The 13809-nt window shown below is 53.2% G+C and carries 11 protein-coding genes and 1 pseudogene; 8 read left to right on the forward strand and 4 right to left on the reverse strand.

The features are described from left to right. Positions 1–84 precede the first annotated feature (84 nt). Positions 85–897 carry an ABC transporter permease subunit gene (locus JI735_RS17950; protein ID WP_046502036.1) on the reverse strand — a complete coding sequence of 271 codons (813 nt, stop codon included), beginning with the start codon at positions 895–897 and terminating at the stop codon, positions 85–87. After that, positions 894–1787 (reverse strand): ABC transporter ATP-binding protein, encoded by an 894-nt coding sequence (locus JI735_RS17955; protein WP_039838680.1) that lies wholly within the window; start codon positions 1785–1787, stop codon positions 894–896. Before JI735_RS17955 ends, JI735_RS17950 begins: the two co-directional genes overlap by 4 nt. Positions 1788–1954: 167 nt before the next feature. Between JI735_RS17955 and JI735_RS17960 the strand changes: the two genes are divergently transcribed. Continuing rightward, positions 1955–2557, forward strand: coding sequence for a TetR/AcrR family transcriptional regulator (locus JI735_RS17960; RefSeq protein WP_039838678.1), 603 nt, complete (start codon positions 1955–1957; stop codon positions 2555–2557). 129 nt (positions 2558–2686) lie between these two features. On the opposite strand, the pseudogene JI735_RS17965 reads toward JI735_RS17960, so the two are convergent. After that, positions 2687–3141 (reverse strand): annotated as a pseudogene (locus tag JI735_RS17965) (CBS domain-containing protein). Between the two features lie 135 nt (positions 3142–3276). Between JI735_RS17965 and JI735_RS17970 the strand changes: the two are divergent. Further along, positions 3277–3711: a MarR family winged helix-turn-helix transcriptional regulator gene (locus tag JI735_RS17970; protein WP_039838676.1), complete on the forward strand. Its 435-nt coding sequence runs from the start codon at positions 3277–3279 to the stop codon at positions 3709–3711. A 91-nt stretch (positions 3712–3802) separates the two neighbouring features. After that, positions 3803–4276, forward strand: a complete 474-nt coding sequence (locus JI735_RS17975; RefSeq protein ID WP_051052243.1) for a MarR family winged helix-turn-helix transcriptional regulator — start codon at positions 3803–3805, stop codon at positions 4274–4276. 74 nt (positions 4277–4350) lie between these two features. On the opposite strand, the gene JI735_RS17980 is transcribed toward JI735_RS17975, so the two are convergent. Continuing rightward, on the reverse strand, positions 4351–5982 hold the full coding sequence (locus JI735_RS17980; RefSeq protein WP_039838675.1) for an MDR family MFS transporter: 1632 nt from the start codon (positions 5980–5982) through the stop codon (positions 4351–4353). Between the two features lie 198 nt (positions 5983–6180). Between JI735_RS17980 and JI735_RS17985 the strand changes: the two genes are divergently transcribed. The 5 genes from JI735_RS17985 to JI735_RS18005 all read left to right on the forward strand — a co-directional run bounded on the left by JI735_RS17985 (position 6181) and on the right by JI735_RS18005 (position 13629). Then, positions 6181–6357: a hypothetical protein gene (locus JI735_RS17985; protein ID WP_202676257.1), complete on the forward strand. Its 177-nt coding sequence runs from the start codon at positions 6181–6183 to the stop codon at positions 6355–6357. Then, complete coding sequence (locus JI735_RS17990; RefSeq protein WP_233476490.1) at positions 6357–6698, forward strand: MarR family winged helix-turn-helix transcriptional regulator; 342 nt, start codon at positions 6357–6359, stop codon at positions 6696–6698. The genes JI735_RS17985 and JI735_RS17990 overlap by 1 nt, the downstream gene beginning before the upstream one ends. Before the next feature lie 447 nt (positions 6699–7145). After that, entirely contained in the window at positions 7146–8477 is a 1332-nt protein-coding gene (locus JI735_RS17995) for a glycoside hydrolase family 27 protein (protein ID WP_202676259.1), read from the forward strand. Continuing rightward, positions 8465–11032 carry a X2-like carbohydrate binding domain-containing protein gene (locus JI735_RS18000; RefSeq protein ID WP_233475944.1) on the forward strand — a complete coding sequence of 856 codons (2568 nt, stop codon included), beginning with the start codon at positions 8465–8467 and terminating at the stop codon, positions 11030–11032. The genes JI735_RS17995 and JI735_RS18000 overlap by 13 nt, the downstream gene beginning before the upstream one ends. Positions 11033–11340: 308 nt before the next feature. Continuing rightward, entirely contained in the window at positions 11341–13629 is a 2289-nt protein-coding gene (locus JI735_RS18005) for a helix-turn-helix domain-containing protein (RefSeq protein ID WP_039838668.1), read from the forward strand. Positions 13630–13809: the final 180 nt, after the last annotated feature.

The raw sequence follows: 13809 nt of genomic DNA on the forward strand, positions 1-13809 counted from the left end.
GCCGCGGGGTGTGCTGCCCGGTGCAGACGCTGCCTAAGCAACGCTGCTTAAGCAGCGCCGCCTGAGCAGCGCTGCCTGATCCACTTACAGCGGCAGGTCCCGCCGCCGGAAGATCCGGATGCCTGCGGCAAAAGCCGCAAGGCCGATCAGCAGCAGCCAGAGGCAAATCTGCATAACTTCGGCTGTGCCCTGCACAATATGGGCGGGGCGGTAGAAGCTGAACAGGGTGAAGTAGCGCAGCACGTCAAGCTTACCGCTGATTTTGCCGAGCAGGTCGAGCGTGAAGAAGCCGAAGGTGACCGCACCGGAGATTCCGAGCGCCTTCTTTTCGTCATTGCAGGCGCAGGAAATCAGGAAGCATAGCCCGCCGATAGCGAAAAACAGCAGAAAGGCCACGGTATTCAGCTGGGTGAAGCGGCCCATATCGAATTCATATTTGGTGCCGAGAAACCAGCTTTTTCCGGCAAACCCCGACAGCAGGGTGACCGCCAATATAATGAAGAGAGAGGTGACCAGAACCAGGCCTTGCGTGAAGGCTACCTTGCGGCGCGTGGTCGGAGTAGCCAGCAGATAGGCCATGGAACCCCGGTCCACCAGCCGGGCGATAAGCTGAGTGGAGAGCTGCACGCAGACGATGGACAGGATCAGGACCAGAATAAGCCCGTAATATTCCCCGGAGATAAAAGCCTCCGCGCTCGCGAAGCCGCTGTTCAGCCCGAACGCATTGCCTACGCCTTCCGGCATCGCCTTAACCAGTTCATCTATGGCTGCTGTACTGCCGCCCAGGCCGGGATACAGCCAGATCATGAACAGCATATAAAACGCAGAGCCCACAGCGTAGTTCATGATTCCCTTCAAATTGACCCGCATCATTTCTTTATAGAGTGAAAAGTTCATTCTGCATTCACCTCGCGGTCCCGGTCATAATAGTTCATGAAAATGTCCTCCAGATTCTGCGTAGAGATGTCGATGCTGCGTACGGCATAGTGGGCCAGCTCCTGTGTAAATGCCGCATAATCGCCCTGAATGGCGATCCGTACCCGGTTGCCTTCCTGTGATTCGACCTGCAGACCCGAAGCGGCAAACTGTGCGGCATCCTCCTGTGCTGCAAAGACCACCTCAAACAGCTTGCGCTGCATGGACTGCAGCTCGTGGATATTTTTGACGGTGACAATCCGGCCGTCCTTGATAATCGCAGCCCGGTCGCAGGTGCGTTCAATCTCCTGAAAGCTGTGAGAGGACATGAGAAAGGTGGTTCCCGCTGCTTTTTCTTCCAATACCAGCTCAATAAATACCCGCTGCATCAGCGGGTCCAGACCGGAGGTCGGCTCATCCAGAATAATGAGCTTCGGGCTGTGCATGAAGGCGGCCACAATGCCGACCTTCTGTTTCATGCCTTTGGACATTTTGCGGATCGGTGTCGCGGCATCGAATTGCAGGCGCCGGATCAGGCGGTCACGCTTGGAGGTGTCCTTCACTCCCTGCATCGAGGTCATGAAATTGAGAAAGCTTGTGCCGGTCATGCCGTCGATAAAGTTAATCTCTCCCGGCAGATACCCGGCCAGCTTCTGCACCGTTCCCTGCCCCTTCCAGGCATCGAGCCCGCCGATCGTAACCGAGCCGCGATCCGGCTGCATGAACCCCATGATGTGACGGATGGTTGTGGATTTCCCTGCCCCGTTTGGTCCCAGGAATCCGAACACCTCGCCTTGATGAACCGTGAATGATACATTGTCAATGCCTCTGCCATTTGAAAACCGCTTGCTGAGCCCTTCAACCTTCAGCATGACGCCACCTCCGCAACAAATATGAAATATTAACGCTTGGATATTTCATATGTTATAATAGTCCCGGGATTACGCGAAGTCAATATAATTATGAAATTATTTGTATTTTATATTTCATTATTTTTGGAATAGCATATTTTCTATACAAGCCGCTTAGGAGGACGAAGATGAACGGTTTTGAGAAGAGAGCAGCCCTGATCAAAAGCAAAATCATGAAGACAACCATGGAGCTGCTGAAGACTTGGGAGATCAAAAAACTGCGGATCGCCGATATTGCCAAGGCGGCAGGGGTGTCCCAGGTGACGATTTATAATTATTTTGGCAGCAAGGAGGCGCTGATCAGCGAATCCTTCAAGGATTTTGTGGAGGAATCCCTGCTGGAGTTCGAAGAAGAGATGCGGCAGCAGAAAACCTTGAAGGAGCGGATCACTTATTTTATTTTCAAGGATAAGGAAACCTACTCTACCCTGGATCCCGCGCTTGTCAAAGAGATCATGTTCGACGATCAGGCTATGTACCAGTATATCCAGCAGCAGTATGATGACAGGGTGACGCCGCTGATGGTCCAAATGGTGGAGGAGGGCAAGGCCAGCGGAGAAATTTCGCAAAAGGTGTCCGTGGAAGCGGTGCTGGTAATGATCCAGATGTATATCAAGAGCTCCGGGGAAATGCTGGACAGTGTGGCGAAGCATGCGGACAAGGGAAATTTTCTGGATGAGCTGTTCCATATTTTTTTCTATGGGCTGTGCGGCTGGGGGCCGGAGGAATAAGGAAGAAGCCTCTAGAGTGTGGGGTGCGGGGCTGACATGAAGCAGGAAAAGCTGAAGCGGCTCCGGCTGAACAGGTACATCTGTTGACAGGCAGCCGGAGGCCGCACCGGCCGGAAGGCCCGGTCCGGGTTAGAGCAGGGTTTTGAAGCTATGGCGGATCACATCGCCGCGGCTGATAATGCCGACAAGCACCCGGTTCCGCTCGACCGGGACTTTTTTGATCTGTTTTTTGCCGAGAATGGTTGCAATTCTTTCAATATCTTCGTCCCAGGGAACAGTGATGACCTTCTTCTTGGCGATATCCATTACATTCAGGCTCAGCAGTCTGCGGGTCCGCTCCTCGAATTCCTCATTATCCCCCACAAATACATTGATCTGAAAAAAGAATCGACGATCAGATCTTCATGTCTGCCGATATAACGCATGATATCCCCATCGCTTAAATAGGCGACGATTTCATTTCTATCATTGACCACAGGCATGCCGCTGATCCGGAATTGAATGCAGCGTTCGATAAAGGTCCGAACCGTATCGGCTTCCTTGACTTTGTATACTTGTCTGATCATAAACTCATGAGCTTTCATAATGTCCCTCCGCAGCTTATCATTCCGGAAAATAACTTGTATAATGAAAGTATATACTTGTATTATACAAGCGGGAATGGTAATGTCAATGATCATAATATGTAGATACAACTCGAGAGGAAAGGATGCAACGTCATGAATAATACAGTTGATGTCATAGAACTGGAGATGGCCATTCTGGTGCGCCGCCTGGTGTCCATGACCACTTATAAAAAGATCGGCAATCTGGACCGCTCCGCCTATCTGCTGCTGTATCAAATCGACTCCCACGGCTCGGCCGGGGTGAAGGCGCTGTCTGATGAATTCCACCTGGATATTTCGACGGTCAGCAGACAGGCCGCAGCGCTGGAGCAAAAGGGGTATGTAAGGCGTATCCCTGACCCCGTTGACGGGCGGGCTTATTCGCTGGAGATGACGGAAGCGGGCCTTGAAGTGCTGAACGAGAACAAGAAGGCGCGGCAGGACAGCATCGGCAAAATGCTCAGCAGCTGGAGCGATGGGGAACGCGTGATTTTTGGAGAGTTATTGCGGAAATTTAATATGGCCATTCTTGAAGAAGCATCAGAATAAGACAAGCCTGCCCCTGCGTGCGGGCGAATTTTTTTTTACGAAGCGTTTAGGCTATAATTACTTATGATAATTGAGCATATGAGGTGTACCGATGACAGACGAAATGGACGACTATGAGAATATTGATGCTTTAATAGAAGCGTTCCAGCAATTTTCCCGGTTGAACTGGCGCAGGAATTCCATATCCAGTCTGAAGCCGAGCGAGCTCCGGATGCTGGTATCGATCAGACAGGGCAATGAACGGGAAGACAGGAAAGGACAGACCGTCTCCGATCTCAGCAAGCAGCTTAAGGTTACTTCTCCTACGGTTACCCAAATGGTCAACAGTCTGATTTCCCAGGGTTACGCCATCCGCACTACAGATGCCCAGGACCGCCGGATCAGCGAGATTACACTGACAGACCGGGGCGAGCGCCTGGCGGAGCTGGTTACGGTGAGAACCCATGAAACCTTTAAGGGAATGATTGATTATCTGGGCAAGGAGCCGAGCGACACCCTTAGACAGCTGCTGAACGGCGTGTATGAATATTTTGAACAGTTGAATAACCGGCAGGACGAATTTTAACCCCCGCATATAAAAGAGATGCCCCGCAGCTTTCGCTGTTGAGGACATCTCTCCCGAAGGACTGCTATCTGTGCTTATTGCACAGCAGGCGCCTGTTCCTTCAGCTTGCTGTCTACGCCTTTTTCCCCGGCTTTGGCCTCTGTTCTGGCTTCGCTGGACCGCAGCGGAATCTCTTTGAGGAATACCACCAGAAGTGCCGCAATGACCAGAAGCGCTGTACCGCTCAGGAAGACAACCGTCAAGGAATCGCTCAGAGCGGACCGCAGCATCTCAATCAGCTGGTTGAACAGAGGCTGGATCTGTTCCGGCAGTGTCGCATGCAGCTCCTTGAGCTTGGGCTGATCCAGCAGCATTTGCGGATTCATGAATGCCGACAGCTGCCGGGCGGATTCGGCATCGAGTTTGGACATATCGGGACCCTGCCCCGAATGAACCGCATTCTCCAGCTTATGTGACAGAGTCGTGTTCATGACCGTGCCCATAATGGCAATACCGATCGTGCCGCCCAGGTTGCGGAACAGCGTTGAGGTGGCAGTAGCGACACCCAGCATAGCCGGTGCAACCGCGTTCTGCACGGTCAACGTAAATACCGGCATGGCAAGACCCAGACCAATCCCGAAGATGATCATGCTGGCTACGGCCATCGCAATACTGTTCATAAAGGCCATGATCAGCATCGCCGCGACCATAAACGGCATGCCGATCAGCGCATACCGCTTGTATTTTCCCGATTTGGAAATCCAGCGGCCGACCAGTGTGCTCAGCACAATCATCATCAGCGACATCGGCATATTGATAAAGCCGGAATTGGTAGGCGATACACCTTCTACGCCCTGAACGAAGAACGGCAGATAGATCATAGCCCCCATCATGCCGGCATTCATCAGAAAGCCGATAATCATCGACAGGGATATGATCGAATTTTTGAACAGCGAGAGCGGCAGCACCGGGCTTTTGGCTTTTCGCTCGATCAGAATCAGAATGACCGCGAAGACTGCCGCAGCTGCGAACAGGCTGAGAATTTGCGGCGATCCCCAGTCATATTGGGTGCCTGCCCAGGAGAATCCGAGCAGCAGGGCCACAATGCTGAGCGAGAGGAAGAGCGATCCCGGATAGTCGATGGATTCGGAAGCGGCGCGTGTGGTTGTAGGAAACATTCTCCAGATCATGACAAAGGCCACAAGGCCCAGCGGCAGGAAGATCCAGAAGATCCATTTCCAGGCCATATGGTCAATCATGAAGCCCCCGAGGGTTGGCCCGATGACGCTGGAGAATCCGAACATCGCCATCATGATTCCCGTCCACTTGGCTCTTTCCCTTGGAGCAAACAAATCCCCTACGGCGGTTACAGTCGCGGACATCAGAATCCCGCCGCCGACCCCCTGAATCCCGCGGTAAGCGATCATTTGAAAGATGTTGGCCGACAGTCCGGACAGAAAAGCCCCGATCACGAAAATAATAATCCCGGCAAGCAAGAACGGCTTTCGTCCATAAATGTCGGACAGCTTGCCGACAAGCACCGTAGCGATAGTGGAGGTAAGCATATAGATGGTGATGACCCAGGTGTAATGCTCAATCCCTCCCAGCATCGCAATAATGCGCGGCATCGCGGTGCCCACAATCGTCTGGTTGATTGCCGCGAAAAACATGGCTGCCATTAATGCGATCATAATGGTAACCTTTTTCTTTTGCGTGAGATGCTCCACAATGATTCCTCTCCTTTATTCTAATTAGGTAGGCTAACTATCTTTTATGTATCATACAAAAAATAAAAGCATAGTACAACTAAATAATTTTTTAAATTTAGATGAGTTGTTCTTGATTTTTGTGAAATAGGTAGGTAATCTAAATAAAATGAGGTTGTTTTCCGTCCTCTGCTCCCAACCATAAACCGGAGGTGCCTTATGGATACCCAGGACAGTCAAGAGAGAAAGCTGCTCATTGCACTGGAAAATATAAAACGTCTGACTACGCGTACCCAACTGTTTGCCTCAATTCCGCGTGCGGAATTTTTGACAATGTTCGTGATTAACGCCAGCATGCAAAAAGCGGAACAGGAGAAGGAAGCCTCCCCGGGGTGATGATCTCCAAATTAAGCGAGCTGCTCCTGATCAGCAGGCCTACCGCTTCGCAAATGATCAGCAGCATGGAAGAGAAAGGATATACCCGGCGGGTGATGTCTACATCGGACCGCAGAGTGATCTACATTTGTCTAACGGAGAAGGGCCAGGCCGTTCTGCAGATGAATTTGGCCCGTTATTCCGGTGTTCTAAATGAGATCATCGAGAAAGTAGGCCGGAAGGAAATCGATCAGCTGATTTTTCTGTGTGACCGGTTCCAGGAAGTGGTGAACGAAGTGAAGCCCCGGCTGCTCGATAATCTTCAGTCTGCGGAGGAGCATCCTGTCGAAGAGCCGGTGTAGTTGTACAGTTGTGTTGATTGGTGAGTGCTTGATGGAAGTTCGGAACCCTGAGGGGATTAATCCCTCTCGGGGTTTTTTGTATAGAAAATGATGATTGGGACAAGCGGCGGCGGACGAAAACTTAATGGCAGGTAAGCACGTAGTCCCACTGTACGGTGAAATGAGAGGTAAAAATACCTTTGAATTCGGTGATTTCGGGCTGCGGGGGAATGGGAGGTGTAAGTCCTTGTAAGGAATTCTGGCTGTTTTGGCGGGATTTGCCCCCTGGGAACCGGGAGAGCTGTACGCTGGACACCGCAATTGTACCTATTCAAACGGGGCGGCTCCCCCTATGATCTTCTCGTATGGAAAGCGCTACCATCCAGGGGCGGATTTCCATGCGGATGAGTCTGGCAGAATTGGAAAGCGCTTTATAAACTGCGAGGGGAGCTGGGAGATTTGAAGTCTTTGGCTAAAAGGATCGGGATCAGTCTGCTGCTGTTTATGATGGTGGCTGTACAGTCTGGAGTGGCGGGAACCACAAGGAACGTGGCGGAGGCGGCGGACAAATCATTGGCACAGAAGCCGTATATGGGCTGGAGCAGCTACAGCATGCAGGTGTATGACCCATCCGGCAGCTGGATCTCGGCGGAGAGCATCAAAAAACAGTCCGACGCCATGCATGAGAAGCTGCAAAAGCACGGCTATGAGTATATTAATATTGATGCGGGCTGGAATGGGGGCATGGATGAATACGGCCGGCCTTTACCTAACACTGAGCGTTATCCGGACGGTTTTCAGGAGGTTATTGATTATGTGCATAACAACGGGCAGAAGATCGGCATTTACCTGATTCCGGGCCTGTCGATTGAAGCGTACAACAACGATCTTGAAATCTACGGTACCAACGGGGAATGCCGGGTACGCGATATTGCGGTACAGCCGCTGAAAATTATGGATTACTGGAACTCCTACACCTACAAAATCGACTTCAGCAACCCCTGCGCCCAGAAGTATATCGACTCCATTGCCGATCTTCTTGGGGAATGGGGCATAGACTTCTTGAAGTTCGACAGTGTAACTCCAGGATCGGGGATCAACAACCTCAGCCGTGATGCACGCGGAGATGTCGAGGCCTGGTCCAAGGCGCTGGCGAGGCATGATATCTGGTTCGAGCTTTCATGGGCGCTGGACCACAACTATGTGGATTTCTGGAAAAAATTTGCCAACGGCTGGCGGATTCAGTGGGATGTGGAATCCTATGACAGCAACATCGGATTGACCCAGTGGGCCAATATTGCCAGGCTGTTCCCGGATGCGGCCATCTGGTGGAGGGATGCCGGTCCCGGCGGCTGGAATGATTTTGATTCCCTGAATGTCGGGAACGGCGCTATGGACGGATTGACGAAGGATGAGCGGAAGACGGCCATGACCTTCTGGGCGGTTTCTGCGGCACAGCTCTATCTCGGCAACGATATGACCCGGCTGGATGATTATGGCCTGGAGCTGCTGACCAACGACGAGGTAATCGCCGTTAATCAGGCCGGGCATCCGGCTCACCCGTTGTCGATGGATACCCAGCAGCAGGTCTGGTATGCCAACAATGGAGACGGAACCTATAATGTCGCCTTGTTCAACCTCGGCAGCCGCAGCGCCGCAGTGGATGTGAAATGGAGCGACATTGGCCTTGCGGGGCCGGCTTCGGTCCGCGATCTGTGGAGCCACAGTGAGCTGGGCACCTTCGATACGGGCTTCAGCGGGGGGTGCTGGAACCCCATGCTTCCCGGATGCTCAAGGTAACGGCCAAGAGCGGCATCTCTACCGTCAACGATGATGATACGAATGTCCGGTACACCGGCTCCTGGCAGCGCAATGGAGGCAAGGAGCAGACACCGGGTTCACAGGATATCACTGTGAAGATCACGGATTCGGCGGGAGCTCCCGGGGACGGCCAGCCGGGTGGAGAGCTTCCACCGAACCCGGTTACCCGTTCGGTGTACATTAACGACAATGACAGCGGAATTGTGTACAACGGCTCCTGGTCCTCGCAGTCCGGAAGAACCGCCGGAGATTACGGGGCGGATGTGCACTACACTGAGACAGACGGCGATTCCTTCGTGTACACCTTCAAAGGCACGGGCATTGACCTGCTGACGGAGAAGGATTCCTCGCAAGGGGATGTGCTGGTCTATCTGGATGATGCCGCGAGTCCGCAGACGGTAAGCACCTATACCCCAGGGGCCAAGGAAGCCCAGCAAGCGGTTTACAGTGCCACAGGCCTTGCGGATGGGGAACATACACTCAAGGTGGTCAAAGGCTCAGGCCAGTATATGCTGCTGGATGCGCTGAAGATCAGCGTCAATCAACTGCTTGACTCTGTTACGGGAAGCTTCGACAAGGCGCCTGACAAGCAGGCTGATGTAGCGGTAACGCTGCCTGCGGGCAGCGACTCCCTGCTGGAGATCAAAAACGGCGGCACTGCATTGGTAAAAGGAAGCGACTATACCGCCAGCGGAGGCGTTGTGAAGATCAGGAAGGAGTATCTTTTTAATCTGCCATCGGGCACTGCGGAGCTCACGTTCTTTTTCGACGGAGGTGCAAGCGAGGTGCTGACGGTGAATATCACCGGCTCCGCTTCGGTCCGCTACTCGATGATTAACAATGACGATCCGGCGATTGCCTACAACGGCTCCTGGTCACGCAGTACCGGCAGAGGAATGGGCGATTACAAGGATGATGTACAATACACCGAGACAAATGGCGATTCCTTCGAATACACCTTTAGAGGCACAGGCATCCAGTTGTATACAGAAAGAGATACTTCTCAAGGCGACATGGATATTTATGTGGACAATCAGTTCCAGCAAACAGTCAGCGCTTATCATGACGGGCGGCAGGCCCAGCAGAACCTGTTCAGCATTACAGGTCTGCCCGAAGGCTTCCATACCCTGAAGGCCGTGAAAAAATCAGGCACCTTCATGCTGCTGGATATGCTCAAGGTGGAAATTCCCGACCTGGTGAGCCCGGTGGAAGCCGCCTTTGACAGAGCTGCCTCCGCAGATATCGAAGTGAAGCTGCTGCGTCAGCCGGAGCTGTTCGGCGGCATCAGCCAGGGCACCTATAAGCTGGTGGAGGGCACAGATTATACACTTACAGGAGACACAGTAACGCTCAAGCAGGCGTATCTCGCCGCGCAGTCCGAGGGCAGCCTGCAGTTGAAATTCGCCTTTACCGGCGATTATCAGAATGATGTTCACTATACGGAAACGGACGGTGATTATTTCGAGTATACGTTCAGCGGCACCGGAATCGAGCTGCTTGGACCTAAAGGGCCCGATATGGGAGATATGGAAATCTACCTGGACGGAGCATCCGTTCAGACCGTAAGCGCCTACAGCGATAACCGGCAGATTCTGCAGAGGTTGTTCAGCCTGGAAAAGCTGACAGACGGTGTTCACGTGCTGAAGGCCGTAAAGAAATCAGGCGCGCTGATGTTCGCAGACCAGCTGAAGTTCAGTGTCAGCACAGCGGGCACAGATCCGGGTGAACAACCAACGCCAACACCGACCCCAACGCCAACGCCAACGCCAACTTCGACGCCAACACCAGCACCGCCAGTTGTCTCAACGGAAACGCCGGGTTCGGTCAATCCGGGACCGGTGGCTACAGCAGCCCCATCTGCGTCTCCGTCCACGACTCCGCCGGCCACCCCTGCTCCAAGTGCTTCGCCGCAAGCTGAGCAAGATGGGGTGATGAAGCATTCGGCGTACATGAGCGGTTATCCGGACGGCTCCTTCAAACCGGATCAGAAGATTACCCGTGCCGAGATGGCGGCTTTGCTCTTCAAGGCCGCCGCCGGAGAGAAGCCAAAAGCGGCGGCAGCCTTCAGCGATGTCCCCTCCGGTTATTGGGCGGCGGAAGCTATAGCGGGCGCAGCGGAAACGGGCTTGATGACCGGCTATCCCGATGGCAGCTTCAAGCCGAAACAGCACATTACGCGTGCAGAAATGGCCAGTCTGGCCGCACAACTGAGCAAGCGCAGTGATGTCTCAGGAGAAGGATTTACGGATGTTGCCGCCGGTCACTGGGCATTATCCGCCATTCTTCAGGCCCAGGGAGCAGGTATTCTGAATGGCTATACCGACGGCACTTTCCGTCCCGGCAAGGCGCTGACCCGTGCCGAGGCAGTTACAGCTGTTAACAGAGCACTGGGCAGAGGCCCGCTCTTCGGAGCAGAAGCCTCCCCATGGAGCGATGTGCCGCTTACACACTGGGCATTTGCGGATATTCTGGAGGCTTCCACTGCCCATGCTTACAAGGCTAAAGCCGGGGGCGGCGAAGAGATGAGCAATTAGACAAGCAGCTTCCTGGGATGCTGATCCAACGGGAACAGACAGAAGCAGCGGAAAGAATAAAAGGGAGCCGGCGACGGCTCCTTTTCGAAATATAGGGAGTCTGGATAAATTCGCCGCAGCTTGCAGATCATTTCCCAGGCAATGAACACCGGCGCATGATGACTTGAAACCAGTATGAGAAGGAACTGGCGCAGCAAAAGTTTCGGGTGATGCGGACTCTTGATAGAGCAGACAAAGACTTGACTGTGTGGCAAATTGTTTTAAGCTTATGCTATGTGAGCGCTACCAACTGAGAGGAGAATCAAGCGATGCTCAAATACTCCAAGGTTTTCCGCAGATTTCTAATCTCCTACATAGTTATTCTGATTATTCCAAGCATAGGCGGCTACATGTCTTACCGCACATCGATCGCTGTAACCGAGTCCATCTCCATTGAGAACAGTGTGATCCAGCTGCAAAAAAGCCAGGAAATTCTGGAGCGCCGGATGGCTGAGGTGGAGGGGCTGACCAGACAGCTGGCGGTGAATCCCGAACTGAACGTGCTGCTGAATGAACGCGGCCGGGAGACCAATGTTTACGGAATCTGGAGGACCATGCGCAATGTTCTGACCTTCGGCCAGACGAATGATTTTCTGCAGGATTATTACATTTATCTCGCCAATTACGATCTGGTTCTAACTCCAGGCTCCTCTTACCGCCCCGAGCATTATTATGAGATTTTTCACTATAACGATCTGCCGCAGGCCGAGTGGAAGAAGCAGGTGCTTGAGAAAACCCACCGGAGTGAAATCAGGCCGCTGAGCGCTTTTGTCAGCAAAGGTGCACAAACCTCGGTCATTACCTACATGCAGTCGCTGCCGCTCGACAGCTTCAATGATTCATCCCCTGCTGTTGTGGTCGTGATTATCGATGAGAAAATCATTGCCAGCCTGCTGTCCGGCCTGACTGAGCGTTACGGGGGCTGGGTTCATATCAGCGATGCAGCCGGGAAGACCATCGTGCTGCAAGGGAAAGATGAGCCGTATATGAACAAGCTGAACGCGGATTCCTCGTTCGACAAGGGCAAGGTGAGCCAGTTTTACCAGGATGATCTCGTGATTACCACCCGTTCAGATACGAATGGCTGGGTGTACCAGGCGGGCATTCCCCGCAGCATTCTGCTGGAGAATGCCAACAGAATCAAATACATGTCCTGGCTGATCACCGGAGGCGCGTTGTTCCTCGGATTGCTCGCCGGTCTTGTGCTTGCTTACCGGAACAGCGCTCCGATCAACCGGATGCTCAGTGTGATGAAGGAGCAGTTTGGCAAGGAAGAGACGGCGGAGCAGAGTGAGTTCGACTTCCTGAGCGGGAATATTGCCAATATGATTACCAAGAACAAGCTTTTGGAAAGCGAGCTTCACCGCCAGCTCCCCTTGGTCAGGGATGCTTTTATCAAGCGGCTGATCGCCGGGGAATTTGAGTCGCGGGAGGAAATTGTCTCTGCTGCCGCCCAGGCGGACATCGGGCTGAATCAGGGAACCGGCTATGCCGGGATCATCCAGATCAACGGTTATTCCGGCATGGACAGCGTGGAGATTCTCAATGAGCTGAACGCCGCCCGGCTGCTGGTGAAGCAGGCGCTTGCTGCGCTGACCGGACCGCTCCCCATGGCCGACATGGGCTCGGACAAAATGGTCTGCCTGTTTTTCTCGGGCTCCGGGGAATTCGCGGCGGACCAGGAAGTGGCGGTTACACACATTATGGAGAACCTGGCGCAACTGGTCCTGAAGGAATACCGGATTTCGGTTCAGGCCGGGTTCGGGGGCTTTTTCGCTTCGGTTACAGAGGTCAGCGGGTCCTTTGAGCAGGCGAAGCAGGCGCTGGAATACGCCGTGTATATGAACAAGAAAGGCATCACCTGGAATCATGAGGCTGGAATCAAGAACTCGACCTACTACTATCCGCTGGATACGGAGCAGCGGCTGATGAGCACTCTGCGCGCCGGGGAGCTGGCCGAAGCCACCCGCATTATCGATGCGATCTTTGCGCAGAATCTTGGCGAACGGGAGCTGTCCATTGAGATGAAGCATCAGCTGATCGGGGAGATGAAGGGCACCTTCCTCAAGCTGCTGGATCAAAAAACCTTCATGGAATCCCCGCTGTTCGAAAGTGCCAAACGGCGGATCATCGACATCAGCTCCACGGAGCCGCTGGACCACATCCAGGCCGGATTTCATGCCATCATGGAGGGGTTATGCGGGTATATCAGCAATAAAAAGAAAGATGCGCACACTCAGATTATTAAGCAGATTTACCAGTACACCGAGGAGATGTATTCGGACTCCGAACTGACTCTGTACCGGGTAGCCGAACATGTGGAGCGGCCGGAAAAATACATTTCCCAGTTGTTCAAGGAGGTGACCGGCGTGAATTATTCCGATCATCTGGTCAAGGTCCGGATGGATCAGGCGGCAATCCTGCTGAAAGAGAGCCGGTACACGGTGGATGAGATTGCAGCACGGGTAGGCTATAACAGCTCGCATTCCTTCCGCAGAGCGTTCAAGCGGTTAACCGGCATTTCTCCCAGCACCTACAGACAATCACATGCCGAATAAAAAAGTGTTGGAAAAAGTAACGCTAACTAGCCCCCGCACCCTGTGCTCGATAGACTAAGTGGAAAAAGTATCACTCATTGGCCTGAGCACCCTGCGCTCGGCAGATTAGGTGGAAAAAGTATCACTCATTGGCCCGAGCACCCTGCTCTCGGCAGACTAGGTGGAAAAAGTATCACTAAT

The organism is Paenibacillus sonchi (genome assembly GCF_016772475.1).
In the GTDB taxonomy this organism is placed as follows: Bacteria; Bacillota; Bacilli; order Paenibacillales; family Paenibacillaceae; genus Paenibacillus_AQ; species Paenibacillus_AQ sonchi.

Bases quoted from the DNA above. Each gene is read 5' to 3' on its own strand.
- JI735_RS17955 (WP_039838680.1), bottom strand. From the start codon at position 1,787: ATGCTGAAGGTTGAAGGGCTCAGCAAGCGGTTTTCAAATGGCAGAGGC.
- JI735_RS17975 (WP_051052243.1), top strand. From the start codon at position 3,803: ATGACAGACGAAATGGACGACTATGAGAATATTGATGCTTTAATAGAA.
- JI735_RS17950 (WP_046502036.1), bottom strand. From the start codon at position 897: ATGAACTTTTCACTCTATAAAGAAATGATGCGGGTCAATTTGAAGGGA.
- JI735_RS17990 (WP_233476490.1), top strand. From the start codon at position 6,357: ATGATCTCCAAATTAAGCGAGCTGCTCCTGATCAGCAGGCCTACCGCT.
- JI735_RS17960 (WP_039838678.1), top strand. From the start codon at position 1,955: ATGAACGGTTTTGAGAAGAGAGCAGCCCTGATCAAAAGCAAAATCATG.
- JI735_RS18005 (WP_039838668.1), top strand. From the start codon at position 11,341: ATGCTCAAATACTCCAAGGTTTTCCGCAGATTTCTAATCTCCTACATA.
- JI735_RS17970 (WP_039838676.1), top strand. From the start codon at position 3,277: ATGAATAATACAGTTGATGTCATAGAACTGGAGATGGCCATTCTGGTG.
- JI735_RS17985 (WP_202676257.1), top strand. From the start codon at position 6,181: ATGGATACCCAGGACAGTCAAGAGAGAAAGCTGCTCATTGCACTGGAA.
- JI735_RS18000 (WP_233475944.1), top strand. From the start codon at position 8,465: ATGCTCAAGGTAACGGCCAAGAGCGGCATCTCTACCGTCAACGATGAT.